The following is a 26960-nucleotide window of genomic DNA, read 5'->3' as shown; positions in this document are numbered from 1 at the left end:
CAGTGGAAGGGATGGCAGGAGGTCCGTTGTTTCTGGGCGTCCTGCCCTCTAATTTGTAGATAAGAAAGGAAGAACTAGAGACTATGGAGACTTGGATCAACGAAGCCTGGGACTATGCCCGGAACAAATTAAGCCGTACACGGAGCCGGATCGGAGCAACCTTCCCGAATGCCACTTACGGCGGACAATATGATGCGCGTGACCCGGATTGCTGGACCAACGGATTCTGGCCGGGCATTCTCTGGCTGGCTTACCGGGCCACAGGGGATGAGGAATACCGGCGCATTGCCGAGAGCTGCGAGGAGCAATTGGACGGACCTCTTCAGGAATACGAACAGCTCCATCACGATAACGGCTTCCTCTGGAGTCTGTCAGCGGTTGCCGATTACAAGCTCACCGGTAACAGGCTGTCCCGGAGAAGAGGGCTGATCGCTGCCAGCCATCTGGCCAGCCGGTTCAATCTCAAGGGGAATTTCATCCGTGCCTGGCTGCATGAAGGCAGTGAAGGTCTGGCGATCATCGACTGCATGATGAATCTTGGACTGCTGTACTGGGCCAGCGGGGAACTGCAGGACCTGAGATACCGTCATATCGCCGTCGCCCATTCGGAAATGGCGCTGCGGGAATTCATCCGCGAGGACGGCTCGGTGCATCATATCGTCCGGTTCGATCCTGAGACGGGAGAGCGGATCGAAGCGCTGGGCGGACAAGGGTATAGTCCGGATTCCGCCTGGTCACGCGGATCGGCCTGGGCGATCTACGGATTCGCGATCGGGTACCGGTATACGGGTGACATCCGGTTCATGAATGCCGCGAGAGCGGCAGCGGATTACTTCGCGGCTGAGCTGCCGGAGGATCTGGTGCCGCCCTGGGATTTCCGGGCGCCTGCCGATCAGCTATGGGCCAAAGATTCAACCGCTGCTGCCTGCGCGGCCAGCGGAATGCTGGAGATGGCCTATCTGCTGGAGGGTGAAGAAGCTGAACGGTACCGGAAGCTCGGAGCAGCCATCACGGAATCGCTGTTCCGCCATTACGCGCCGGAAGACCCGGCGGAAGAAGCGCTCATTACGAAGGGAACCGGCAGCTTCCCGGCTGGTGCCGAAGTCGAGGTGCCGATCATTTACGGCGACTATTTCTTCCTGGAGGCCTTGCTGAAGCTTAAGGGAGAGAGCGAAATCTTTTGGTAGAGGAAATGGATTCACGGGAAAGGAGGAGCAAAGTTGGAGAGAAGAAGAGTGGAGGATGTAGATCCGTTCATCGGGGTGGACGGGGAGAATAACTGCCTGTGCGGGCCTTATCTGCCCAACAGCATCGTAAGGCTGGGACCGGATACCTTGCCGCCGCACCTATCCCACGGCTACGACAGCTCGCGGCCGATTATCCGGTTCAGTCATACGCATGTCAGCGGAACCGGGGGCGGCGGGCGTTATGGCAATGTCGGCTTCACCCCCTATACCGGAATGCCGCGGTTTCAGTTGGACCCCTATGACAAGGGGGAAGAACATGCCGAATCAGGCTATTACAGCGTGAAGCTGCTGCCTGCCGCCATCCAGGCTGAACTGACCAGCACGATGCGGACCGGAGTCCACCGTTATACCTATCCGGCGGATGAATTGGCGGGCCTGCTGATTGATGGCGGTGCGGTCATTCAGGTTGGCGGGGATGAACCAGGGAAGACCACCGGAATATCGACCGGGGGCTATATTGAAGTGCTGTCCGAATATGAGCTGGCGGGCCGCAGCGACCTGCGCGGCGGCTGGGGGCATGAATTCCCTTATTCCGTCTACTTCTATATCCGCTTCGATCAGCCGATGCAGAGCTATATGCTGATGGATGCGGGCGGAGTACGCCAAGGGCCGTCTGTGGATGGCGCAAACTGCAAGGCCTCCCTTAGCTTCGGTGACTGCGGAGTCCTGGTGGCGAAGACGGGCATTTCTTATGTAAGTGCAGGCAAGGCCAGAGCCAGTGTGGACCGGGAAGCCTCCGCCGGATTCGATGACATCCGTCAGGCGGCCAGTAACATCTGGGAGGATAAGCTCAGCAGAGTCACGGTGGAAGGGGGGAGCAGGGAGCATACCCGGCTGTTCTATACCCTGATGACCCGTCTGTTCTGTATGCCGAGTGACCTCGGAGTAGACGACGAGAACTTCGCCTGGGAATCAGGAGTACGGCATTATACCGACCTGTACGCGCTCTGGGACAGTGTACGGAATGCCAATTCGTTGATTACACTGCTCGACCCGCAGCTTGAAGTGGATATCCTGAATTGTCTGCTGGACATCGCGGACCATACCGGCTGGCTGCCGGACGCCTGGATTATGGGGCATAGCGCGATGATTCAAGGGGGAAGCTCCGCAGATATTCTGTTCTGTGAAGCGGCGCTGAAGAAGCTGGAGGGCATCGACTATGGCAAGGCCCTGAAGCAGATGCGCAAGAATAATGAGGTTCCGTCACCGGATACCTGGCTCTACGGCCGTCATCTTAAGGATTATCATACTCTGGGGTATCTGTCCACGGATGTGAAGAAGAACTGTGTGTCCCGCCATATGGAATATGCGTATCAGGACTGGTGTATCGGCCGTCTAGCACAGGAGCTTGGGCAGGCGGAGGCGGCAGCAGACTATTATGAGAGCTCGGAGAAGCTGTGGAATCTATGGCGCGAGGATCTGAAGTGTTTTGCGCCCCGGCGGCCCGGCGGCGAATGGGTTACGTCATTTGACCCGGAATCCTGCCTGCCGGATTCATGGAATGATCCGTATTTCTACGAAGGCACCAGTCTGCAATGGTCGTTCAGCACACATCATGATTTTCATGGACTTGTTGAACGGCATGGGGGAGCGGAAGAATTCATCAGCCATTTGGACCGTTTTTTTGACGGGGGATTCTATAACTCCAAAGAAACTATGCTGCACATTCCTTATCTATACATTTATGCAGGAAGACCGGATAAGGCGGCGGACAGGGTCCGGGAATGTCTGGAGACTTACTTCCGCGCTGAACGTGACGGGTTGGGGGATAACGAGGATATGGGCTGCCAGAGTGCCTTCTACATCTGTTCAGCCATGGGCTTGTATCCGTTGATGGGCCAAGACCTCTATTTCCTCGTTCCTCCGTTGTTCGACAAGGTGATGCTGCTGCTCGGAGCAAAGGAAAATCCGACTTCCCTGACGATTGAGGCTCAGGGTGAATGCAGCGGGTCCGGGAACCGGTACATCCTGTCTGCTACCCTCAACGGTAAGGAGCTGAACCGGGCTTGGGTCCGCCATAAAGAAATTGCCGGAGGAGGCACGCTTCTTCTGGAGCTGGGGGCTGAACCCGGGGAGTGGGGAAGCCTAATTCCACCTTCTCCGCTCGCGGAATGGGAACAAGGCAAACAACAACTGTCAAGGTAGGGCAGTAGGCTCAAGGAGAGAAAGTCCATGCAGAACTTAAAAAACAAATGGCTGCAATATCTCGTGGGAGATACGCTTCGTCCGGAAACGCTGAAGCGGGTCCGCGATGCCAGGGACAAGATGCTTCATCATCAGGAGCTGCTGTGGGCGGACATCCCGGTTCAGGAGAATGCTGCGGATGTATTTCAGATCATCCTCCGTTTGAAGGAGATGGCCATCGCGCTGAAGTCTCCCAAATGTCCCTATTATATGGACTATTCATTAAGGCAGCGGGTTAGCTATGGATTGGAATGGCTGTATACGCAGAGGTACAACGAAACCTGTCAGCCTTATGGCAACTGGTGGTATTGGGAGATTGGCGTGCCGATTGCGCTGCTGGAGACCTTGCTGCTCATGGAGGAACTGCTGGATACAGAGCTTATAGAGCGTCTGCTCCTCCCCGTAGACAAATATGTGGGTGATCCGGTCTTTCATGCCCAGTGGTTCGCAGCGAAGGCTCCGCCTGCAACGGGAGCGAATCTGGTCTGGAAATCTACGGCTGCTGCCCTGGCTGCCGTTATCCGGGGCGACGGGCAGAAGCTGTCCGCCGCCCGGAATGCGCTGCTTCCGCTGTTCAGGAATGTCAGTGAAGGGGATGGCTTCTACGAGGACGGCTCCTTCATTCAGCATGACAGATATGCCTATACTGGCGGATATGGGGTCTCGCTGCTACATGATGTGGTCCGCCTGATGGCGTGGCTGCACGGTACCCCCTGGGAATTGCCGGGTGAAGCCCGGGAATTGACAGCCCGGTGGATTGAGGATTCTTTTGTCCCCCTTATGTTCAGGGGGTCCATGCTGGATATGGTCAGCGGCAGGGAGATCTCGCGGGAGGACTCGCAGAATCATGAGAGCGGACATTCCGTGATCACCTCCTGCTTACGCTTCTCGCGTATGCTGGATGTGGCGGATCAGGCACGGCTGCTCTCCAGAGTGAAGGCGTGGATTGTTGCCGACACCTACAAATCGTATATCGCCGAAGCGCCGCCGGATGCGGCTGCTGGGGCTGGCGCGCTGCTGGACGATGAACTTGTGCCGCCTGCCCGGGAAGAGAGCTTCTGCAAGCTGTTTGCCCATATGGACCGGGCGGTGCTGCAAGGTCCGGGTTTTGCCTACTCGATCAGTATGTTCTCCAGCCGGATCTTCACCTATGAATCTATCAACCGGGAGCACCTGAAGGGCTGGTATACAGCGTATGGCATGAGCCATCTGTACAATAGTGACTTGGGACAATATGCGGATGCCTACTGGCCGACCGTTGATCCTTACCGCCTGCCTGGAACCACGGTAACGAAAACATTGCAGGAGGATGGAGCCGGGCAAGGCCGCTTAAGCACTAAGGCTTATGTTGGCGGGGCTGTGCTTCATAACCAATATGGCGTCATTGCGATGGAGCTTCAGGATGTCGTTAACGAAGCGGATGGACTGACTGCGCTCAAAAGCTGGTTGTTATGCGGTAACCGCATCGTGGCCTTAGGTTCGGGTATTCAGAGCCGGAATTCCGTCAGAGTGGAGACGATTATAGACAACCGGAGAGTGACTCCGTTCGGTGACCATAAGATTACCGCAGACGGAACAGAGATTTGCCGGACGCCGGGAATCGCAGATACGATTCATCCTAAGTGGATTCACATGACAGGGAGTACCGAAGGTGCGGATGTGGGGATTTATTTGCCTGAACGCTGCTGCGTCCATGCCTTGCGCGAGGCCCGGCAAGGGAGCTGGAAGGCCATCAACGATGCCGGTCCCTCTGCGGAAATCGAGCGATCCTATCAGACGCTCTGGTTCGATCATGGAGCAGCGCCGCAGGGGGATACCTATGCCTATGTGCTGCTGCCCGGCTGGAGTGAAGAAGCAACGGCCGGGTTCGCCGGGGCTTCAAGTATACGGATTGTGGAATTGAATGACCGGGTGCACGCGGTGGAAGAGACGGAAGCGGGGCTGTTAGCTGTGCATTTCTGGCAGCCGGGCTGGTATAGAAGCGGGTGGATTGCTTGCAGCAGTGAGGCCTCTATTGTTCTGCAAAAGAATCCGGCAGGCTGGAGTCTGGCTATAGCCGATCCGACTCAACTGCAGCGCCGTCCCATCGAAGTGGAGCTTGAACTCGATCGGCCTGTTACCAGGGTGATCCGCAGGTCTGAGCGGATCACGGTTGACCTGAGTGAAGCTGGAGACACCGGAACCCCCGGAAAGGTTAGACTGGTGTTCGACCCTGACGGTGCCGGGGGCGCCTCGTTCCATGTGGAGCTTGGGACCTGAGGCGAATCTATGAAAATGCACTTCAAGTGAATGACTCTGCGGAGTATGGTAGAATAATCCCAATGATTTTAGAGGGGGAGTACCATGCAGATTTCAATTACCGATGATATCGTAGATGAACGTTTCCGGCAGTTCGTAAGGGACCACTTCTGCGGTGGCCGTGAATCCATCTTCAGGAGCGATCTTGACACTGTGGCTACGCTGAAGCTTGAGGGCTGCAAGTTCTCAAGTCTACAGGGGACCGAACACTTTACGGCGCTTCAGGAGCTGGATTGTTCGTATAATGAGTTAACCGTGCTTAACCTTAGCCAGAATGAGGAACTGGTTACTGTGAACTGCCGGAGTAACCGGCTGATTGAGCTGAATACTCAGCCGAATCGGCTGTTGAAGGAACTGGACTGTAGCAGGAACCATATCCGTAAGCTGGACCTCAGCCAGAATCTTGCGCTAGAGAAGCTGGAGTGTCATGAGAATATGTTGTCCAAACTGGAGTTAAGCAGCAATCCCCGGCTCAAGGTACTGAATTGCAGTTATAACTCGCTGCATGGATTGCGGCTTCAAGACAATACGGCACTGGAGCGGCTCGATTGCGGCAGCAATTATCTAATTGACCTGGATATAGCAAGCTGTAGAGAGCTGACGGAAGTCCGCTGTAATCATAATCACTTAACGGGTCTCGACACCAGTGGCAATCCGTCTCTTACGAGTCTGCGATGCTTCAATAATCATATTACGAGTCTGGACCTCAGTCACAATAGCCAGTTGACCGAAATCTATTGTTCTCAGAACAAGCTTACCGTACTCGATACGAGCCTGCATTCGCAGCTTGTACAATTGGATGTTGCCAATAACCTCATCACTCAGCCGGATCATAGGGTAGAGGGAGTAGGGATTTTTCAATATGATAATACCTTCACCTGTTATAAGGCGGAGCTACACATCAAAGGGAGCGGGCTTACCGTTACAGCGGAAGTTCCCACCAAGGCAGCCATGAGCGGATTGACTTCCCGGATTCAGAAGGTATGGGGAGAGCTGGAGGGGCGGCTTGACCGGGTATTGCAGCTAATTGCGGACGCTCATCCTGATGAAGATGTGAATGAACTGGCGCTGGCCGACTTGACGTTTGCCGAAGACCACTCCTTCCGTATCGGCTACGATGCCGGGGATACACCGGCTGGTCAGCTCTGCATCTATGCAGTGTTTGACCATGAGGATGAGCTGGCGGATCAGCTTAGTTATGAAGTGTACTGAGCTGGTGAGCTGTGGGTGGTAAGTCGCAAGCTGAACGCCGCACGCCGAGCACTGCAAGGGTTTGCGGCTTTTTTCTGGAAGATTCAGAGGGATTAATCCCTCTGAATTTGCTGGAAGTAGGTTCGATGAGGAAATGAGAGGTATAAATCCCTCTGATTAAGCTGGAAGTAGGTTCGATGAGGAAATGAGAGGGATATATCCCTTTGATTAAGCTGGAAGTGGGCTAGAGGAGGAAATGAAAGGTATAAATCCCTTTGAATGGGCTGGAAGTGGGCTAGAGGAGGAAAGAAGAGGGATTAATCCCTTTGAATGGGCTGGAAGTGGGCTAGAGGAGGAAAGGAGAGGTACAAATCCCTTTGAGTAGACCGAAAGTGGGCAGCAGGCGTGAATGAGGAGCAAAAGTGCACCTCGTTCCGTCAAAAGTGGACGGCAGGCGTGAGTGAGGAGCAAAAGTGCACCTCAATCTGTCAAAAGTGGGCGGCAGGCGGGAGTGAGGTGTAAAAGTGCACTCCAATCCGCAGAAAGTGGGCGGTGGGCGTGAATGAGGAGTAAATGTGCACCTCAATCCGCAGAAAGTGGGCAGCAGGCGTAAATAAGGCACATCTTCACCGTAACACTCGAAATCTCATACCTTTTCTCGAATGCAGGCAGTTTCTTTTACTACCAGACCCTATCTATACTATTAAATGTAAGCGCTTTACAACGAGTATCTTTATGAGTGGGGAATACTGAAGCAAGGGTGCAGAAAGCAAGTTTGTGTGAGGAATGCTGAAGCATGTTTGTGTGAGTAAAGCCGAACTATGAGCAGGCAAAGCATGTTTGTGTGAAGGGAAGCCGTGAAAATGTTTAATCCAATGAAAAGGGGGAATATGGATGAGAAGGTGGGGAATGAGAGGAACGTTAACGAGAAGGTTACTCATAAAAAGCGGCTTGGTGGCGTTAGTGTTGCTGCTGTCGATCAGCGGGTTGGGGGGAGTAACGGGACGTGCCCGTGCGGCGGATGAATTCGACGGGATGCGGGAGAACCGGAAGGTGATGCTTACAGGAGGTCCCTCCCTGAATACAGCGGACGCTGATATTGCCGCAGCCCTCACCAAGCTGGCGAATGAAGCGAACGGTTACTGGCAGACGATGAATACCTCGCCCAGCCGTACCTATCTGTGGAGCGATAACCCGGGCATCGGGAACTCGATTCAGATCCGGGTAACCTATGAACGGCTGAAGACGATGGCGCTCGCGTATGCCACGGCCGGCACGGCGCTGCATGGGGATAGTCAGCTCGGGAGCGATATCGTAGCTGCACTCGATTATATGTACACCACCCGATATCATGAGGCGGTAACGCCGACGGCCAGCGGAACGAGTAACTGGTGGGATTGGCAAATCGGCATTCCCATGCAGCTTAATGATACGGTGGTGCTGATGTATGACGTCTTAAGCCCGGCTCAAGTCACTAATTATATGACTGCGGTGGAACGCTTCTCGCCCGCAGTTACCTTGACTGGAGCCAACCGTGCCTGGAAAGCGATAGTTGTAGGCGAGCGGGGAATTCTCGTCAAAGACGGGGCCAAAATCGCCGCGGCGCGCGATGGCCTGTCCTCTATTTTCAATTATACGCTTAGCGGAGACGGCTTCTACCGGGATGGTTCATTCATTCAGCATAATAATATCCCCTATACCGGAGGTTATGGAATTGATCTGCTGCTGGCTGTAAGTGATCTGATGGTGATGCTTCACGGCTCTTCCTGGCAGGTCGCTGATCCCAAGCAGTCCAATGTGTGGGAATGGGTGTATAACTCCTATCAGCCGGTGATGTACAAGGGGGCGATAATGGACATGGTCCGGGGCCGGGAAATCTCCAGGCATTACAGTCAGGACCATGAAGCAGGGCATCGGGTGATGCAAGGGATTCTGCTGCTGTCTGCAATTGCGCCGCCTGCTCCATCAGCCGATTTTGAGAAGATGCTTAAAGGCTGGATTCTATCGGATACATTCAAATCCTTCTATGCTGATGCCCCCGTACCCGCTATCGCTCAGGCCAAGAGGATAACCGCGGACCCGTTGATTGAACCGGCGGCAGAGCTTATAGGTTATAAGCAGTTCTCGGCGATGGATCGGGCCGTTCAGCACCGGCCGGGCTATAGCTTCGGGCTTGCAATGTATTCCAGCCGCATCAGCAGCTACGAAGCGATCAACAGCGAGAACGCCAAAGCCTGGTATACCTCGGCGGGTATGACCAGCTTATATAACAGTGACCTTGAACAATACAGTGAGGATTACTGGCCAACTGTCGATAGTTACCGTCTGCCGGGAACAACGGTGCTGTCGCAGACCGCTTCAAGCAGCCACACCAGCACCAAGCCGTGGACCGGCGGCACCGATATCCAGAATCTATATGGAAGCTCGGGTATGGATTTGCAGTACGCGGGCCGTACGCTTGGAGCCAAGAAATCTTGGTTTATGTTCGATGACGAAGTGGTTGCGCTCGGTGCGGGCATCAGCAGCACGGATAATATTGCTGTGGAGACTACGTTTGAGAACCGGAAGCTGAACACGGCGGGCAGCAATACGCTAACTGTGAACGGTGAAGTGCAGCCTGCCATTTTGGGCGGGGCATCGACCCTGGATCAGGTGGAGTGGGCTCATTTGTCGGGAAGCACCGCCGGTGCGGATACGGGATATTATTTTCCGCAGACGGTATCGCTTGCTGCTAAGAGAGAAGCCAGAACTGGCAACTGGAAGCAGATTAACCCCCGTCCGGTCACACCTTCCACGCCGGTCACCCGCAATTATATGACCTTATGGCTGGATCATGGTGTTAATCCGGTGAGCGGCGAATATCAATATGTCCTGCTGCCGGGCAAGACAGCCTCCCAAGTAGCTGCTTATGCTGCTGCTCCAGACATTGAAGTGCTTGCGAATTCATCCAGTGTTCAGGCGGTAAAAGAAACGAAGCTCGGCATCACCGCAGCGAATTTCTGGGAGGATGGGGCAAACTCCGCCGATCTGATCACCGTCAACAAAAAAGCGGCGGTGATGACCCGGGAAGCCGGGGATACATTGGAGCTGTCCGTCAGTGATCCGACCCAAGCGGGTACCGGCGTAATTGAGGTGGAACTGGACCGTTCAGCAAGCGGATATACGGCAGATGCCGGAATTACGGTGACACAGCTCAGCCCGACCATCCAGTTAACGGCGAATGTCAGCGCGGTCAAGGGCAAGACGTTCAAGGCTTCTTTTGATCTGGGCAGCGGCACACCGCCGACCCTTCCTGGTGAAGAGGTTATTGTAGACAATAATGACACTACAGGAGTGCTGAAGACTGGAGGCTGGAAGACTGCTGCGGTGCAGACTGACCGGTACGGCGCCAACTATCTGCATGATGACAACAGCGGCAAAGGCAGTAAAAGTGTGACCTTCACCCCAGACTTACCCGTCACGGCTACCTACAGCGTCTATATGATGTGGCCGCAGCATATCAACCGCTCCACTGCGATTCCCTTAGACATCGTTCATTCCGCAGGGACGGCTACGCATAGTATAGACCAGACCGCAAACGGCGGGGTATGGAATTTCATCGGCACATATCCCTTCACAGCCGGTTCCTTGGGTAGCGTGACTATTCGTAACAACGGAACAAGCGGGTATGTAGCCGCCGATGCAGTCAAATTTGTACGTAATCCGTAAGGTGAGCTTCGGGCGCAGGTTAGGAGAAGGGCAAGGAGCTGAAGAGGATAACCTGTATATTTGAAAAAGAGACAGGCCCATGCAACCTGTGCATGGGCCTGTGCTGCTGATGGATTAGCCTTGTCAAGCGTCGAGCTTACAGATCAACCTTCCAGTTGCCGAGCCGCTTGGCGATTTCCGGGTCCTGGTGGGAGAAGAAGAGGCTCTCGCCGGTATCCAGCGCCGTAATCTGATCGAGGTCCGCCGGACTCAGCTCAAAATCAAAAATATCGAAGTTCTCCACGATCCGCTCTTTACGCACCGACTTCGGAATCACAACAATATCGCGCTGAACCAGCCAGCGCAGCACAACCTGAGCGACAGATTTGTTGTGTTTGACCGCAATTGCGGACAGCATTTCATTGCTGAACAGGTTGTTGCGTCCTTCGGCGAACGGTCCCCACGACTGAATCTGCACACCCTGTTCCTTCATAAAAGCGGCATTATCAATCTGCTGGTGGAACGGATGCGTCTCGACCTGATTGACGGCGGGCACAATGTCATTGTGCACGATAAGGTCCATCAGACGGTCGGGGAGGAAGTTGCTGACACCGATGGCTCTGATGGAGCCTTCGCGGTACAACTCTTCCATCGCACGCCATGCCCCGTAATAATCACCGAACGGCTGATGAATCAAGTACAGATCCAGGTAGTCCAGTTGCAGCTTCTTCAACGATTTGGCAAAAGCCAGCTTGGCACTCTCATACCCGGCATCCTGAATCCACAGCTTGGTCGTGATGAACAGCTCTTCGCGCGGGACGCCGCTGCGCTTGATCGCGCGTCCGACAGCCTCTTCATTCAGATAACCGGCAGCCGTATCAATTAAGCGGTACCCGGCGGTTATGGCTTCGTACACTGCGTTCTCGCATTCCCCGCTATCCGAAATCTGGTAGACCCCGAAGCCGAGAATCGGCATGGTCACTCCATTGTTCAAGGTTACAGTCTGCATGATCACTCCTCCTATGGTTCATCTCTTAATAATGGCAATCGGCAGCGCATCCCCGGCAGCAGGCATCGCAGCGGGGATTCCAGTTGCGGCCGATTTGCTATACAATAAGCCTACCGTCTTCGTGTAACACGAAGTCAAGCGGGGGTAGTATTTTTTTTATCGAGGAGGGTTATTATGCATACTGTTAAGGAAGCTGCCGAAATGACAGGGCTCACCGAACATGCGGTGCGTTATTATACAGATAAGGGCCTGGTGCCGACCGTTCAGCGCAATAAAAATAATATCCGGCTGTTCGACGCCGACTCGATCAACTGGCTGTATGGCATCAAGTGTCTTAAGCAGACAGGGATGCCGATTGAAAGCATCAAAACCTATGTCGATCTCTGCCTGGAAGGCGATTCGACCGTTGCCCAGCGTTGTGCGCTGATGATGGAGTATAAGGAAGCGGCGCTCATTCAGCTCGAAGAAGCCAAGCAGCGCGTTGCCCATCTGGAACAAAAAGCGCTGCAATATCAGGCCATTCTGGAGCAGCGTATCCCCGACATGACCAATCCCGCCAACTGGGGAAAGGTGCTGGAGGACGGGGGCCAGGTACCTGCACGCAGGAAGAGAGAGCCGCAGCTGTCTTAGAACTGAAGTTCACAACAAAAACCCCGGAGAGCGCGCGAGCTTACGCTTTCCCGGGGTTTTGTGGTGAATGGAATCGGAAGTAGTTGGATTCTCTACACTTGCTGATGGACGAACGGCCGCTGTCAGAACAGCAGATGGATAAACAGCACTTAAATGTTGCCCTTTCACCCAAAGTAGCCAAAACCGACTCCAGTAGATGCTGTTTATCCACTTGTTCAGGCACATTCCTCAGAAAGCGGCGAATTAAGATACACTTTTCCAACTGCTGTATATGGAGGTTCAGCCTCCACCCGTGCCGTGGCCCATCGTTTGAATTGACATTTGGGTAAAACCCACTTAAGTATTGAACTTGAAGCTTCGTCCCGTGAAATAGCGGCAAGGCAATAGCCAGAGAGAAACGCAGTAAAATTCAGTAAGCTTGAACAAAGTCGTAAAAGTTGCGACTTATTTGTTTTATTCACGTATATATACCTTTATTAAGACTAAAACACGCCAAAAGGAGCGATGCATCTTGAATTTCATGAACCAGAACGGCGATGATCAGATGCCGGGACTCAGGCTGCCGAAGCTGAAGCCGGGGATGTACAAAAAGATTTGGGTGGGGGTAGCCGCAGCGGCAGTATTGATTTATGTAGGCTCCACTTCCTTTTATACCGTGCAGGAGCAGGAACGTGCAGCTATTCTGACCTTCGGCAAGTATACGAACGAGTCCTCGGCGGGACTTCATTTCAAATGGCCTTATCCGATCCAGGAAGTGATTACAGTGCCTGCGGAGCTGACCCAGCGGATACATATCGGGTACCGCCAGGAGGGTGAAGGAGCAGTAGCCGTGGATGATGAAGCCATGATGATCACGGGCGATGAGAATATTGTCTCTGCTGATGCGGTAGTCCAGTGGAAGATTAGCAATATCCATGATTATCTGTATAACATTGATGACCCGGACAAATTCCTGCGTAACTCGGCCAGCTCGTCGATCCGCGCAGTGATTGGTTCGGAGAAGCTGGATTATGCGATTACGGACGGGAAGACAGTGATTCAGGATAAGGTGCGGGTGCTGCTGGTGGATCTGCAGAAGAAATACAACACCGGCATTCAGATCATTGATATCAAATTCCAGGATATTGAGCCGCCGAGCGGCCAGGTAGAGGAAGCATTCCGCGAGGTAACCAATGCCCGTGAAGAGAAGAACACAAAGATCAACAACGCCAAGAAGTATGAGAACGATATCATTCCCAAGGCGCGCGGTGAAGCACAGGCGCTGCTGGAGCGGGCTGAAGGCGAGAAGAAGTCGCGTATCCTGAACGCGCAGGGTGATGTCGCCCAGTTCAATGCCATTTATGCCGAATACACCAACAATAAGAGCGTAACCGAGAGCCGGCTGATACTGGAGACGCTGGAGACGATTCTGCCTAGCGCCAAGATTTTCATCACCAACTCGAATAGCGATACTGTGAACTATCTGCCGCTGAATGAGCTGATGCGCAGTACGACGGACAGCAAGTCTGCCCCGGCCACAGTGAATCCGCCTGCTTCAGCGGCGCCGCAAGGAGGAGATGCCCAGTGAAGAAGAACCCTATTATCGCAATGATATCTGCTGTAGTTCTGATTATTCTGCTTGCCGGATCTATGTATATCGTGAAGGAAGGGGAGTATAAGGTAGTCCTGCGTTTCGGTGAAGCGATGCGTACCGTTGAGGAGCCGGGGCTAAAGTTCAAGCTCCCTTTTATCGAGAATGTCTCGGAGCTTCCCAAATACCAGATGACGTACGAGAGCTCGCCAACCAGCATTCTGACCAAGGACCAGAAGCCGATTGTCGTTGATAATTATACCGTCTGGAGAATTACCAACGCCTCACAGTTCCTGAGAACTGTACAATCGGTAAGCGGCGGGGTGCAGCGTATTGATGAAGCGGTATATAACTCGGTACGCCGCAAGCTGTCGGAGGTCAATTATGAGAATATTATTAGTGAGGACACCGGACGGGGCAATATTAACGATGAGATCACCAAAGACGTAGTGGCCGCCTTAACCCGTGATAATTACGGGATCGAAGTGATCGACGTACGGATCAAGCGTACCGACCTGCCGGAAGAGAATAAGCAAAGTGTGTATAACCGCATGATCTCGGACCGTCAATCCATTGCCGCGCGTTATCTGTCTGAGGGGGACGAGGAATCCAAGAAAATAACGTCCAAGGCCGACCGTACCTCCAGAGAGCTGATGGCCCAGGCTGAAGCTGACTCCAAGAAGATCATTGCCGAAGGCGAAGGGCAAGCTGCCAAGATCTATAACCAGGCCTATGGAAAATCTCCTGAGTTCTATAGCTTCTATCGTACGCTGGAGAGTTACGTGACCACGCTGAAGAATGAGCCGGTGATCATGATGCCGATTGATTCGCCGTATGCCAAGATATTGATGGGACAATAGGCTGAACAGCTTTCACTAGCTTCACCGGATAATTGTGAACAAGATATGACAACACCCCTTAGAAAAGATTCATTTTCTAAGGGGTGTTTTGTTTAAGAGAACGCATAGTTACGTATTATGGAAGCGGGAATAGCAGTTGGATTTTCTACACTTACTGATGATCGAATGGGGGCTGCTGGAACAGCAGATGGAAAAACAGCACTTAAATCCGCCCAATTCACCAACTATAGCCCAAACCAGCAAATTTAGATGCTGTTTATCCACTTGCTGTCGTTCATCCCGCAATAAATCGAGGAATTAAGATACGTTTGTCCACTTGCTTGGCGCAGGAGAAGTTACTCTCAATGGGGTTCCCCCGGTTTCCAGGTTCCCCAAGTTTCCAGGTTCCCCAGATCCCCTAGATCCCGACCCCAGCTGCCCCAAGTTCCCCAGTTCCCCCAAGCTTCCCGCCCCACACGATCCCTTAGGCTACTTACAGCAAGATCAGCAGCAATGTTCCTACCAGGAAGCAATAATAGGAAAAGTAAATCAGATTGCCCTTGGCCATAATGCCGATGAACCATCTCATGGCATAGTAGGTTGCGACAAGCGTGGTGAGGAAGGCGATCAGGTAGGGAACCGCCAGCGCGGAGCGGTTAGGATCATGTGCGATATCGGACGCCCCCATGATCAGCCCGCCAATACTGATGGGAATGTACAGCATGAAGGAGAACTTCAAGGCGGTCTCCTGCTTCATCCCAACCGCAATGGAGGCAATTACGGTAGAACCGGAACGGCTGATGCCGGGAATCAGGGCGACCGCCTGAGCCAGTCCGACAATGATGGCGTCCCGTACGGTAAGATTGCCGTCTCTTTTCTGCCCGCGAAGATTGCGGATCAGCCAGAGGGCCACTCCGGTAACGAGTAGACTGATGCCAACGGTATGTACGGAAGTGAAGATACGTTCGATCGTATCTTTGAAGAAGACGGCAGCAACGGCTGCGGGAATCGTCCCGATGATGATGTAGAGGCAGAACATGAACTCCGCCCGGTACTTCGAATTGCGCGTGCGCAGGTAACGGAAGGCACCTGTAATCAAATCTAGGATATCCTTACGAAAAATAAAACAGATAGCGATTAAAGAGGCCGTATTCGTTAATATTTCAAAGGATAGCCCATTCTGCTCCATCCCGAGCAGACGTTGTACGATGATCAGATGCCCGCTGGAAGAGACGGGAATAGGTTCCGTCACTCCCTGTACGATCCCCAGCAGCAAATATTTTAGCCAAGTAAACCAAGTTTCCATAATTTCCTCCTGAATCTGAACTGCAACTGCAATTGGATTAAGCTTGTCTTCTTCTCATCCGTTTGGATAGGACATACAGCCCGAAGCCTACAAGGAACAGCGTACCCGCCGGAATAATATAAGGCTTGAGAATCTGGTCCACATGCTCCCATTGCGCCCCTAATTTGAAGCCCAGATAGACATAGATTGAGGTAATCGGAAGCATGGCCAGGAAGGTGTAGAGACTGAAGGCGAACACATTCATTTTGGCAATTCCGCAAGGGATAGAGATCAGGGTTCTCACTCCAGGGATGAAGCGCCCGTAAAAAGCCACACCGTTGCCGTATTTCTCAAAAAAACGGTCGGAAGCCTCCAAATGATGCGGACGGATGAAAAAGTACTTCCCGTACTTATCAATCGCAGGCCTGCCGCCATACCGGCCCAGGGCATATAACGTGAGCGGACCAAAGGTACCTCCGAGCGTACCGGCAAGGATCGTAAGAATAAGCTTCATGTCCCCCAGGTACACCCAATAACCGGCAAGCGGAAGCACGAGCTCGGCAGGGACGAATTCAAACGACAGGGCGAGGACGATACCGGCATACGACAAATCTTTGAAAAAAAGGATGAATTCTGTAATCCATTGTGTCATAGGTTTCTCTCCTCTCTCTGCATAAAAAAAGCCCCCTAATTAAAGGGGGCAGTTCATATAAACTGTCAGCTCCCTCTCATCTTTGCAAGGTATCTTGGATACCTCTAGTTGCCGCACCGTACATACTTGCGTATACCGGCTGCAGCGGTTTCATCGGGCCAGGCCCTCCACCGAACTCTGGATAAGAGTATTATTCAGTTAGATTACATTAAAACATACCCGAATACGTTAATGCAAGTTCAAGGTCAACTCCTGCTTCTCTCCCAGGGTAACAGGACAGCCTGTTATATTCTTGATTCCAATTCTCTGGCCTTCTGTACATTCGATAATATCACTCAACGTTCCAGTGTAGGGACTGCCGAGTGCAGGAGAACAACCAGGCTGATGATGGAACGAAGCATAGTGCTCGGGTGTTTCTCCATCGACTGAGATGGCGAAGACCAATTTCTGGTTAGTGGGGAATACTAGATTGGCAGTAAGAGTGTAGGCGCCTGATTGCGGAACAATCAGTTCACCTGTCTCAGGATCAAGCAGAATCTTCTGATCCGCACGGCCTGGAACAAAGGGAATCCACTCATCGGTATCAACAACAGTTCCCGCTGGTAATTCTGCGGAAAGAAAAAGTCCATTGTTATAATATTCATCCATCAATTTCCAATTACCCCACGATACTCCACCTCCATTATCGCGACTACCGTACCGCCAATATAACGCATAATCTTCATAAAAGTATTGTAACCAATACCCATTGTTAAAATCTAAGCTCAATACCCCTCCAGTATAGATATTTCCAATAGGCGGGGATTCACCCATTTCATACTTATCAGAGTTATAAAAGCCGGTCTTAGTCAGGTTTTTAATCTCAATGCCCGGGTCATTGTCATCACTGACTATATATTGAGTTGCGCGCATCTTTAATTGGCTGTGCCAGTCATACCAAATCACAAATATATTCTCTATCAGTTCTCCGACGCGTTGCCAAATGCCATGGTCCGTATAAAAAGATTGCAGAAAAAAGGTTGTACTTCCAGCGGTAGTACGAAGCACCTGGAGTGTCCAGGCTCCATCGCTATTGGGGCCATGCTGTGCTCCATAACCGCTACTTAAATAAATCCCTGTATCCCTAAGCTGATTTAAGTCATTGGTGGGGGCTTGCTTAATACTCATAGGTAAGCCATTGGAGAAGAGTGCATTTGTATTCATACCTTAATCTCCTTCAAAGTCAGATTTGCGTCAACGTTATAGTATGTTTCATCTTTCTGCCGTTAGGACCGGGCCATAAGGTAACCGGATGGCCGGCGATGTTCTTGATCCCTATCCGTTGCCCCTCTGTGCATTCAATAAGGTCTGTCAAGGTTGCCGAGAAGTAATCTGCTTGCATCAGCGAATCAGGCTGGTAATGAAAGGAATTATGGTGCTCAGGTGTTTCACCGTCAATCGAAATAGCCAAGGATACCTCCTGATGAGCGCTGAACTGAAGATGGGAGATAATAGAGTACATGCCTGTATGGTTAATAATGAATTCCCCTGTAGTGGAATCCAAAGAACAAGCCCGGTTCGGTCCGACATGGACAAATGGAATAAACTGCTCTGCCTGGAGGACAGACTCCCCCAATACATATGCAGAGCCGAACGCGAGTAATGTTTTGTCTTCGATTTTTACCCAAAGACTCCAACTGCCACCGTTATCATCACTACTTCGCCAGTATTGAGTGGTAGAGTTCGAATTGCTTTGATAAAAGTGCTGTACAAGGCTTGAGTCACCTGGATCTAGAACGAGTATATAGAAATTTTCACTATAGGTCTGAAAGGGAGTATTCCTTACTGTTTTGTTGCTGAAATAAAGGCCGGGACTCTTGGCAGAGTTTGCATCTAATTCTGGAATATCCATCATGAAGGGCAGTTGCGAAGCTTCAAACAAAGTAAGCTTGTCAACGGACACTTCTTCTGAGGTATCAGTAAAAGGTACTCTATATAAATAAACTCCTTCAGTACTATATACCAATTGCAACAGGCGATCTGATCTTCCAGTAGGCAGCACAATCATACTCCATGCTTTATTATCTTGAAACATAAACTGCTGATCATTACCCAAATAAAAACCAGGAGTTGTATAATCGTCCGGGTTATAGCTTGTAGCTTGATACACATTCATAGTAAGTGGAAGATCCTTGGTGTTATTCCATTCAGACCAAGTCGTTCCACTGTCTTGGCTACTCCGCCACCAGATCTCATGGAGAGTGAAGAAGGTCTGTTCCAGGTAGGCAGAATCATCAGGTTCAGGGGAATGGACATGCAGCATCCAATCTGATTGATAATGGGGACCATTCGCTACCTCTTCGCCTTGGTTATAATAGAACCCGGTTTCCTTAATCAAATTCAAGTTATGATTAGTGATAGGGGAGATGAGGCTGGAGGGGGTTGATGGGTGGTGTATGTTCTTCCACTCGGACCAATGGAATCCATCATCTTGACTCCTGCGTACCCATGCCTGGTCACCGGAATAGAAGGTTTGTGTAATATGAGCTATGGAATCCGCCGGGGTGGAGAGGACGAACAGCATCCAATCCCTGGCATTAAGATCCGGGGAATTAAGCGCTGTATGATCTAAACTATGATAAAAACCGGTTGCCAAAATGGTATTGAAGTCCGTGCTCTCTGAATGTTTGATTAAGGAATCATTCGTCATATCCTCTTTCGTGTTCATTGTTACATCCCCTTTCTATAATTGTAGAGATCAAGATTCTAATGGAGTAAGGGTTAGTCCATGTCTGCTCTTCCTGTTGTTTACAGACGGCCATAAGGTGACCGGAGTGCCCGTGATATTCTTAATGCCGATCCGCTGCCCCTCCGTACACTCGAAGGTATGTGTTAAGGTAGCATAGATGAATCCTTGCGATGAAGAGGCCTGACAATGCAGCCCGGTATGATTCCCGGCAGCTCTTCCGTCAATAGAAATGACAAATAATGCTTCCTGATTTCTTGGGAGAATTAGATTAGAGCTAAGGGAATAGCTTCCTCCCTGATTAATAATGAGCTCTCCTGTTACAGCATCCAGTTGACAATCCCGCATAGCCCCAGTATGTGCAAAAGGAATGAGTCCGTTGACTGGAATAATTGCTGTTCCGAGCAGATAGGCGGAGCCCATTGCGGGCCTCTGGGATAGGGTTCTCCATTCTTTAAAAGTACCACCTTCTAATGTCTTACCGCGCCATTGCAGATTTTGAGTCGTATAACGGTACTGTATAGCCTCAAAAAGGGTGGTGGAATAGAGCTGTGTAACCATTGAGAGTATAACCTCATTGTTATTGTGATTTCTCAAAAAACCCAATTGATTCTGCTCTGGATATGAATCTGGAGTCCCATTCCTCCAATCCATACTTGAAGAAGCAGTCTCACTCTTGAACCATGGAGACCAGTCCGCTGCATTATTGGAGCTTTTACGCCACCAGACCCCATCATACGAGTAAAAGGTCTGTAGAATGAAGTGATTACCGTTATATACATTGTTGAAGACCAGCAGTGTCCATTCGTCTGATCTATAGCCATCCGGAGCACCGAGAGCAACGTTGTTATTCCATGTATAATAAGCATTTTTCGTGTAATTTTTTAAATTACCACCTCCCGATCTATAGATTTTCATATCCGATGCGTCCCGGTCGGTAGGGGTCCATTCCGACCAGACGTCACCGCCATCTTGACTGCTGCGTATCCAGCTGTGTGTACCTGAATAATAGGTTTGAATCACTAGGGAGGGATTGAAAGACAAGGGAGGACTGATGTGTACCAACCAATCTACACCAGGGAGTGGTGCATGTTCGGGTTCCAATCCTGTACTATGGTAGAAACCAGGCTTACGAAGCGTATTTAAGTCGTTACCCGGCGAAGGCGAAAGTAAGGAGATACGTGGCGAATGATGGAACAGGTTCTTCCATGCAGACCACACCTCCCCGTTGGATTGGCAGTCTCTGTGCCATACCTGGTCGCCTGAATAGAAGGTCTGGGTGATCAGGTGAAGCGAAGCTGCAGATGTGGACGGGAGGACGAATAGCGTCCAGTCGGTCATGTTATCGTCAGGGGAATGAATAGCAGCAGCTCCCGCACTACGGTAGAAACCTGACTTACGTACCTCATTAAGATCCGTACCCTTCATCAGGGTGATGAACAGCATAGCGTTACTTGTATCTGATTCTTTGGAAGCATTCACAACCTCGTCATTCGGACACATTGCTTGTTAACCCCTTTCCATTGGTTTGAGCTCAAAGTCCACCAAGTCCGTCATCACATTATACTAACAATATATGTAATTTATTACCTCGATCTGGAATGATAAAAAGCACCACTTCTGCCCGGAAGAGTGAGATCGTCAAGATTCACTAACTGGCAGAAGTGATGCTATCCCGTAAAAAGCTATTCAAAATAATTTCTTACTTCAACTCAATCTTGAACACATCTCCGGCCTTCCCGCCGAATACGGCCATTCCGCCCTTCGGTAATACAACGGAAGGGTCTTTACCCACCATGGAGTGGCTTACGATCACTCCATCGGCATCATAGACAGCATAGCCGCCAGTTGATGGTGCTGTAACGGTCATTGTCCGCCCGGCGGACTTTTTATCCAGCTTCATCCATACCGCCTGACCGCTCGCAGGTACTGTACTGATGGAAGCACGGCCTCCGTAGAGAGGCTTCACTGCATCTTCACTGATATAGTCATTTCCGTCAATGGTCAGATATTCCTGGCCGTTCTTGGTGGAGAAGTTCAGATCAAAGGCATCTCTGCCGTTCATCACCGGGATTTCAGCGGCATTAACGGCGGTGTTCCCGTCCACAATCTTCGTTCCGGTGGCGTACCCTTGCTCTACCGCGATAGTCTTCGTCAGGATGGAGGGGGACAGATAGAATAATGAACTGATTTTCTCATCCACGGCGTAGTAATGCTTCCCGTTTCTCTTCTCCCAGGCCTGCTTCGTAGAGGCGTTCAGGGGATTGGCCTCCAGCTTCTGGTATTCATAGGTAACCATCGGCATCTGGCCTATTCCGGGAATATTCAGATGGGCGTCCAGCTTCAGATAGGTGATGCCGTTCTTCTGCTTGTCGAAGCTTACGGCTGCACTGCCATCGCTGTTCTTGAATTGCCCTTTGCCTGTGTATACATATTTCTGAGCGGGGATCAGTCCGCCGAGAACCGGCAGTGTAAGCTCTCCACCCTTAACCGTAATGGGGAGTGTCGCTCCCACGGTACCGTACAATCCCGAATAGGACTGCATCTCAGCAGGCATAGCTGCTTTTACCGGAGGGGTGAAGGTCTGGTCCGGCTGAATCTTCTGAATCTTCCCGGTGTCCTTCAAGTACTCTAGCAGCACCTGTGAGGCAAATACAGTGTTATAGACCGAGCTTCCGCCCGAGGAGAGTACTGCGATTGAAATGTCATCTTCGGGCAGTGTGGTGAGTGCCGCGTGATACATAATCGTATCCCCACCCTTGGTTAAGGCCTTGATGCCATAATCGCCAAAGGGCGCCAGATCCACCGCATCCCAGCCCAGCCCATAGTTGAAGCTGTTACGCTCTTCGGGCACCCAGATTCCGTTCTTATATTCTGGCTGCCGCATTGCTTCGGCCGAGGCTTCCGACAGGATGTCCGGGTAGTTGCCGTTCAGCACTTCTGCGAACTTCGTTAGATCTTCGGCAGTGGAATAGAGACCACCGGCTCCAAGGATGTTGGCGTTCTCGGCAGGCAAGGCCGGCTTAAGGCTCGGGAAATAAGTCTTGGCCAGTTGCTGTCTGTCGAAGCTGTCAAGCGGGGTCTTCGTTGAGCTTACCTTCATCGGGCTGCTGAAGTGCTGGTCCAGGAATTCGGAATAGCTGATCCCGCTCACCTGCTCAATCATCAGCTCCAGCAGCTGAAAGCCATCGTTGCAATAGACAGAATATTCGCCCGGATCAGACTTCAGCCGTTCGGACGCCATCCGGGATAACATCTCATCATGATTCTGTGTATCGTTGTCATCCAGCAAGATGCTGTTCCCATAGTGGCTGCCGTAGAGGCCCGAGGAATGATTCATTAACATGCGCGGCGTAATCTCCTTGTAGCGCTCATCGGCCATTTTGAACTGCGGCAGATACGTTATGAGCGGTTTGTCAATATCAATGACCTTATCCTCCGCCAAAATCATCGTTGCCGCAGACACATACATTTTGCTGACCGAGCCAATGCCAAACATCGTGTCTTTGGTGATCGGTGCCTTAGTCACCGTATCGTAGAACCCGGCGCCTCCTGACAATGTGATGTTGCCCTTATCCATAATGGCATACTGCATGCCGCTTACCCCATAATCTGCTACGATCTTCGACGCCAGCTCGCGGGCCTTGGCCTGCACGGGGTTCTGCTTCTCCTGCGCCGCCGAAGCCTGGGCTGCGGGGATCACCAGCATTGCGGCGAGTACTACTGAAGTTAATTTGTTCATTCGGATTGCCTCCTCTTGTTCCTCATCGGTATACTTCCTGAATGTATCATACCGGCTGGAGGGAGGGGATAGGCCCGAATGCCCCTGAAACGCTGATAACGATCCCTAAACGTAGAAGCTTATGAAGTAGAAGCTTACGAATAAGTAGTATTAAAGAAGATAACGAAAAAGCGAAAGAAGCGGAGGGGAAATTTGGAACTGTAGGAGCGGTAGCGACCGCCTTTGTCAACGGATTTCAACCGCATATAGCGGAATAATTCAGGAAATCTGTTGACAACAGCGGCCGGAAGTCCAAATTTCACCGCAGTGCCGATGAAGCTTGAAGTTCAAATTTTTAGTGCGTCTTATATGGAAGACTCGGGCGAGAAGGGGAGGACCACCATATTATTAAATTCCTTATGCCCCGATTCTATCGTCATATTCCCGCCGTATTTATCGCATATTCTGGAAATGTTGGTAAGGCCGATGCCGTGATATTCCGGATCCGGCTTCTGGCTGTGCAGCGAGGCGGTCTCTTGGGCGATCCGGTTGAGGATGCGGATGAACAGCGCGGATTCACTCGAATGAATCTGGATCAGGATATACCGGTCCTCGGCTACCTTGACCTTTTTCGAAGCTTCAATAGCGTTGTCCAGCATATTGCCAAGCACCACACATAAGTCATAACGGTCAATATGAACCGCCTGTGAATGGAGACGAAGCCGGGTATCGACTCGGATGCCGTTGGCCTGTGCGATATTCAGGGTATTCGTGACCAGCGCATCAATGACGAGATGGCCTGTGTTCACCCGCTGATAGGCATCCTCAACTTTATTGAGCGTCACTTTGATATGCTCCAGGGCTGCCGCTGAATCATTGCGCCGGATACACTCTTCAATGTACAGGAACTGCTGGTGGGTGTCGTGGATAATCCGCTTAATGGACTTGAAGCTGTGCACCGTCTTCTCGTAGTTCGCATCCTGATAATTCATCTGGTGCTGCAATTGGGCATTCTCATGCATGAATTGAAATTTATCAATAATCGTATCAAAGATATAGACGACCATCACATTCAGGAACAGAAAGCCGAGAATCGCCATGAAATAATAGATATCTTTGTTGCTGCTGACTGTAGTGAGCACATTGATCTGATAGATACTGATGAAAGGCACGATCAGGAAAAAGATATAGTAAGGGTAAGGCAGAGCGAAGCTTCTGCGTTTGGAGATGAGCCGGATGACCTGAATCACCGCGAACATAATAATACAGCTAAGGATGATTCCCTTCATGAAGCCCGGCCGGTCGAACCCGTTACCCGACTCCAGGTTGGTATAGTCCACCGAATCAATCGCCGAGAAAATAAACAGCGAGATGAAGCTGACCAGCGTCATTAGCACCGCATACAGGATGGAGAAAATCACCTTGGTCTTAATCTCCACCTGATAGGACCCGGCCATAGCGAATATCATCAGCAGGGCGACAGCCGATGAGAATACGGAGGACATTTCAAAGACCAGATAGACAAAACACAGCAATCCATAAAGGATGAAATACACGGTCCGGTTGGGCTTCTGGGCGGACTTGCCGAATACGGAGCCGAAGTAAAAATTAGTCTGGAAGCCCATCACCAGCAGCACACAGAGGATAATAGGCAGGTTATATGGAATCATACGAATGACCCTTCATGATCATGAATTTGGTATAGAAATCTTTGACCTCTTTGATCTTGGAGCGGCCGATTGGGAACTCCATCCCGCCCGACATGAGCACCGAGCCGCCGGAGAATTTCTTCACATGCAGCAGGTTGATAATAATCGAACGGTGGATGTGCAGGAAATTGCTGTCTTTTAACGCTGCGGCATAATCGGCGATCAGGCCTTTGCTGTCATAGACCTGTGTGGCGGTGATCACATGGAGCTTGCTTTTGACCGTCAGGCTCTTGGCCGCCTCAATCGCAATGATATCATCATATCTCAAGACAACCTCCTCATAACCGGACTTGATGACCATGAATTTCTTTTCTTGAGCCTGGAAGTAATGCAGCAGCTTGGTGATCTTCTCTTCCAGGAGGTCAGGAGCCACCGGCTTAATGAGGTACTGGAACGTGATGACATCGAAGCTCTCCACCATATACTCCGGGTAGCTGGTCAGGAAGATAATCTGTTCGTCAAAATGCTTCAGCTCCCTGATTCTCCGCGCCGCCATAATCCCGTTCATCCCGCCCATCTCCACATCCAGAATCAGAATATGGAAGGGCGCTCCATCCTGTTCATAGTGAGCGGTCAGCTGCTCCCCTGAGTGATATAACTCTATCTCGAATTCTATATTAGTCTTGATGGATAAGGCTATCAGCGTCCTCTTAACCAGCTCTCTGTGCTGCTCCTCATCATCGCATACCGCTACTCTATACATGAATGCCCTCCTCCATTACGGCGTAGTGAAGTTAAATAGTATTACAGAATAGTATATCGCATTCCTGATGAGGGCAAGCCCCGGACGGGGCCAAATGCAAAATGAGATCCCTGGAATGCACAGGTGGAGCGGCGGGAGTGGGTGGACGCCAGGAATACACAGGTGAGCGGCGGGAGTGGGTGGACGCCAGGAATGCACAGGCGTCGGCAAGGAACGGGCGGATTCCAGGAATACATAGGCGGCGGCAAGGAACGGGTGGACTCCACTAATGTACAGGCGGCGGCAAAAAACGGGCGCCTCCAGGAGTGCACAGGTGGGCGGCCGGGAACGTTCAGATCCTGGAATGCACAGGCGGGTGGCAGGAACGGTCGGACTCCGGGAATGCACAGGCGGGCGGCCGGGAACGTTCAGATCCAGGAATGCACAGGCGGTCAGCAAGGAACGGGCGTGTGTTTCCCCTCCGGCTGCCTGATGCTATGTCCACAGCCGGAGCAGCGGCCCTTCCTTACCGTAGACGGGATCACTGACCGGCAGCGGGACCTCGCGGATCTCGGGTAAGGCTGCTGCGAAGTCTGCTGGAGTGGCCCGGCGGGTATTGTAGTCTGCTCCGCCGGGATAAGCGCCGGCGACACGGAAGTTCTCCGTAGCTGAGAGCCGCTTGTGCGCCGTGCCGGCAGGCAGCACCAGCACATCCCCGGCCGCAACCTGGACGGTGCTTCCGGTATCGCCGCCAAGCTGCAAGCGGGCGCTGCCGAACATTACACCGAGCACCTCATGCGCGTTGCTGTGATAGTGGTGGTAGCTGAAGACACCGTTCACCCAGCTGTTCTTCCAGCCATTGTTATTGAAGACCTGTTCCGCCGTGTCTGGCTGATCCTGAAGAGCACCCTTATACAGCACTGCCGGAAGCTCAGGATTATTCGGCAGCAGCTTGTCCGCCTGGAAGCGGAAGGTAACTATAGATTGGTCTGACATAACTCATCATCTCCATTGTGTGGGAATGGTACAGCACAAAAGAAATTACACATAGTGAGGAACAAAGAGTCAATTCCTCTGAACCTACCCAAGTGTGGCTGAAGTAGAGTAATAAGGAGCATTAATACACCTGAATTCACCAGCCGCGTGCTAAATGAGCCAATGAGGTGCAATAGTGCACCTGAATTCACCGGATGCGGGCCAGGTGAGCCAATAAGGAGCATTAGTGCACCTGAATTCACGAGGCGCGTGCTAAATGAGCCAATGAGGAGCATTAGTGCACCTGAATTCACAGGACGCGAGCTAAATGAGCCAATAAGGTGTATTAGTGCACCTGAATTCACCGGAAGCAGGCTAAATGAGCCAATGAGGAGCAATAGTGCACCTGAATTCACCAGCCGCGTGCTAATTGATGATGGCGTAAAATAAGTTGTGTACCAGTATTTGGAGCCTAGTCAGGCAACAAAAAAGTAGGGTATCCTCAGGATTGCGAAACCACTAAGGAGGAACCCTACCAATGCCTATTTTACCCGAA

Annotated in this window: 18 protein-coding genes and 1 riboswitch; of the genes, 8 read left to right on the top strand and 10 right to left on the bottom strand. The window is 51.6% G+C overall.

Going from position 1 to position 26960, the window contains the following annotated elements; translation table 11 throughout:
- The first annotated feature begins 83 nt into the window (after positions 1 to 83).
- From HQN87_RS03295 to HQN87_RS03275, 5 genes are all read left to right on the top strand, one after another.
- Complete coding sequence (locus HQN87_RS03295; protein ID WP_173127789.1) at positions 84 to 1187, top strand: glycoside hydrolase family 88 protein; 1104 nt, start codon at positions 84 to 86, stop codon at positions 1185 to 1187.
- Between the two features lie 33 nt (positions 1188 to 1220).
- Positions 1221 to 3392, top strand: coding sequence for a GH92 family glycosyl hydrolase (locus tag HQN87_RS03290; protein ID WP_173127786.1), 2172 nt, complete (start codon positions 1221 to 1223; stop codon positions 3390 to 3392).
- 27 nt (positions 3393 to 3419) lie between these two features.
- On the top strand, positions 3420 to 5690 hold the full coding sequence (locus tag HQN87_RS03285; RefSeq protein WP_173127783.1) for a polysaccharide lyase 8 family protein: 2271 nt from the start codon (positions 3420 to 3422) through the stop codon (positions 5688 to 5690).
- 84 nt (positions 5691 to 5774) lie between these two features.
- On the top strand, positions 5775 to 6941 hold the full coding sequence (locus tag HQN87_RS03280; protein WP_216857129.1) for a leucine-rich repeat domain-containing protein: 1167 nt from the start codon (positions 5775 to 5777) through the stop codon (positions 6939 to 6941).
- 933 nt (positions 6942 to 7874) lie between these two features.
- Complete coding sequence (locus tag HQN87_RS03275) at positions 7875 to 10628, top strand: polysaccharide lyase family 8 super-sandwich domain-containing protein (RefSeq protein WP_173127780.1); 2754 nt, start codon at positions 7875 to 7877, stop codon at positions 10626 to 10628.
- Positions 10629 to 10764: 136 nt separating this feature from the next.
- Here HQN87_RS03275 and HQN87_RS03270 read toward each other — a convergent pair whose 3' ends face one another.
- Positions 10765 to 11616: an aldo/keto reductase gene (locus HQN87_RS03270; protein ID WP_173127776.1), complete on the bottom strand. Its 852-nt coding sequence runs from the start codon at positions 11614 to 11616 to the stop codon at positions 10765 to 10767.
- 174 nt (positions 11617 to 11790) lie between these two features.
- Between HQN87_RS03270 and HQN87_RS03265 the strand changes: the two genes are divergently transcribed.
- The 3 genes from HQN87_RS03265 (at position 11791) to hflC (ending at position 14676) form a co-directional block, all read left to right on the top strand.
- Positions 11791 to 12246, top strand: coding sequence for a MerR family transcriptional regulator (locus HQN87_RS03265; protein ID WP_173127773.1), 456 nt, complete (start codon positions 11791 to 11793; stop codon positions 12244 to 12246).
- A gap of 520 nt (positions 12247 to 12766) precedes the next feature.
- Positions 12767 to 13813, top strand: coding sequence for an FtsH protease activity modulator HflK (gene hflK / locus HQN87_RS03260; protein ID WP_173128833.1), 1047 nt, complete (start codon positions 12767 to 12769; stop codon positions 13811 to 13813).
- A complete protein-coding gene (gene hflC, locus HQN87_RS03255; RefSeq protein WP_367272654.1) occupies positions 13810 to 14676 on the top strand; it encodes a protease modulator HflC in 867 nt (288 codons plus the stop codon). The genes hflK and hflC overlap by 4 nt, the downstream gene beginning before the upstream one ends.
- Positions 14677 to 15148: 472 nt before the next feature.
- Here hflC and HQN87_RS03250 read toward each other — a convergent pair whose 3' ends face one another.
- The 9 genes from HQN87_RS03250 to HQN87_RS03210 form a co-directional block, all read right to left on the bottom strand.
- Positions 15149 to 15961, bottom strand: a complete 813-nt coding sequence (locus tag HQN87_RS03250) for an undecaprenyl-diphosphate phosphatase (RefSeq protein ID WP_173127770.1) — start codon at positions 15959 to 15961, stop codon at positions 15149 to 15151.
- Between the two features lie 37 nt (positions 15962 to 15998).
- Positions 15999 to 16592 (bottom strand): DedA family protein, encoded by a 594-nt coding sequence (locus tag HQN87_RS03245; protein WP_173127767.1) that lies wholly within the window; start codon positions 16590 to 16592, stop codon positions 15999 to 16001.
- A 73-nt stretch (positions 16593 to 16665) separates the two neighbouring features.
- Positions 16666 to 16780, bottom strand: a riboswitch (SAM riboswitch).
- A 40-nt stretch (positions 16781 to 16820) separates the two neighbouring features.
- A complete protein-coding gene (locus HQN87_RS03240) occupies positions 16821 to 17795 on the bottom strand; it encodes a hypothetical protein (protein ID WP_173127764.1) in 975 nt (324 codons plus the stop codon).
- Between the two features lie 19 nt (positions 17796 to 17814).
- A complete protein-coding gene (locus HQN87_RS03235) occupies positions 17815 to 19299 on the bottom strand; it encodes a pyocin knob domain-containing protein (protein ID WP_173127761.1) in 1485 nt (494 codons plus the stop codon).
- Between the two features lie 30 nt (positions 19300 to 19329).
- Positions 19330 to 20799, bottom strand: coding sequence for a pyocin knob domain-containing protein (locus HQN87_RS03230; protein WP_173127758.1), 1470 nt, complete (start codon positions 20797 to 20799; stop codon positions 19330 to 19332).
- A 220-nt stretch (positions 20800 to 21019) separates the two neighbouring features.
- Positions 21020 to 23059, bottom strand: a complete 2040-nt coding sequence (locus HQN87_RS03225; RefSeq protein ID WP_173127755.1) for a serine hydrolase domain-containing protein — start codon at positions 23057 to 23059, stop codon at positions 21020 to 21022.
- A 344-nt stretch (positions 23060 to 23403) separates the two neighbouring features.
- A complete protein-coding gene (locus HQN87_RS03220) occupies positions 23404 to 24708 on the bottom strand; it encodes an ATP-binding protein (RefSeq protein ID WP_173127751.1) in 1305 nt (434 codons plus the stop codon).
- A complete protein-coding gene (locus HQN87_RS03215; RefSeq protein ID WP_173127748.1) occupies positions 24695 to 25450 on the bottom strand; it encodes a LytR/AlgR family response regulator transcription factor in 756 nt (251 codons plus the stop codon). Before HQN87_RS03215 ends, HQN87_RS03220 begins: the two co-directional genes overlap by 14 nt.
- 474 nt (positions 25451 to 25924) lie before the next feature.
- Positions 25925 to 26425, bottom strand: a complete 501-nt coding sequence (locus HQN87_RS03210; RefSeq protein ID WP_173127745.1) for a cupin domain-containing protein — start codon at positions 26423 to 26425, stop codon at positions 25925 to 25927.
- Between the last annotated feature and the right edge of the window lie 535 nt (positions 26426 to 26960).

The organism is Paenibacillus tritici (genome assembly GCF_013204885.1).
Classification (GTDB): domain Bacteria; phylum Bacillota; class Bacilli; order Paenibacillales; family Paenibacillaceae; genus Paenibacillus_AQ; species Paenibacillus_AQ tritici.
Note: the sequence above shows the minus strand (reverse complement) of the source record. Positions and strands in the feature narration are given on the sequence as shown.

Coding starts and splice junctions, on each gene's coding strand:
- HQN87_RS03295 (WP_173127789.1), top strand. CDS start 84: ATGGAGACTTGGATCAACGAAGCCTGGGACTATGCCCGGAACAAATTA.
- HQN87_RS03285 (WP_173127783.1), top strand. CDS start 3,420: ATGCAGAACTTAAAAAACAAATGGCTGCAATATCTCGTGGGAGATACG.
- HQN87_RS03280 (WP_216857129.1), top strand. CDS start 5,775: ATGCAGATTTCAATTACCGATGATATCGTAGATGAACGTTTCCGGCAG.
- HQN87_RS03270 (WP_173127776.1), bottom strand. CDS start 11,616: ATGCAGACTGTAACCTTGAACAATGGAGTGACCATGCCGATTCTCGGC.
- HQN87_RS03265 (WP_173127773.1), top strand. CDS start 11,791: ATGCATACTGTTAAGGAAGCTGCCGAAATGACAGGGCTCACCGAACAT.
- hflK (WP_173128833.1), top strand. CDS start 12,767: ATGAACCAGAACGGCGATGATCAGATGCCGGGACTCAGGCTGCCGAAG.
- HQN87_RS03250 (WP_173127770.1), bottom strand. CDS start 15,961: ATGGAAACTTGGTTTACTTGGCTAAAATATTTGCTGCTGGGGATCGTA.
- HQN87_RS03245 (WP_173127767.1), bottom strand. CDS start 16,592: ATGACACAATGGATTACAGAATTCATCCTTTTTTTCAAAGATTTGTCG.
- HQN87_RS03240 (WP_173127764.1), bottom strand. CDS start 17,795: ATGAATACAAATGCACTCTTCTCCAATGGCTTACCTATGAGTATTAAG.
- HQN87_RS03235 (WP_173127761.1), bottom strand. CDS start 19,299: ATGAACACGAAAGAGGATATGACGAATGATTCCTTAATCAAACATTCA.
- HQN87_RS03225 (WP_173127755.1), bottom strand. CDS start 23,059: ATGAACAAATTAACTTCAGTAGTACTCGCCGCAATGCTGGTGATCCCC.
- HQN87_RS03220 (WP_173127751.1), bottom strand. CDS start 24,708: ATGATTCCATATAACCTGCCTATTATCCTCTGTGTGCTGCTGGTGATG.
- HQN87_RS03215 (WP_173127748.1), bottom strand. CDS start 25,450: ATGTATAGAGTAGCGGTATGCGATGATGAGGAGCAGCACAGAGAGCTG.
- HQN87_RS03210 (WP_173127745.1), bottom strand. CDS start 26,425: ATGTCAGACCAATCTATAGTTACCTTCCGCTTCCAGGCGGACAAGCTG.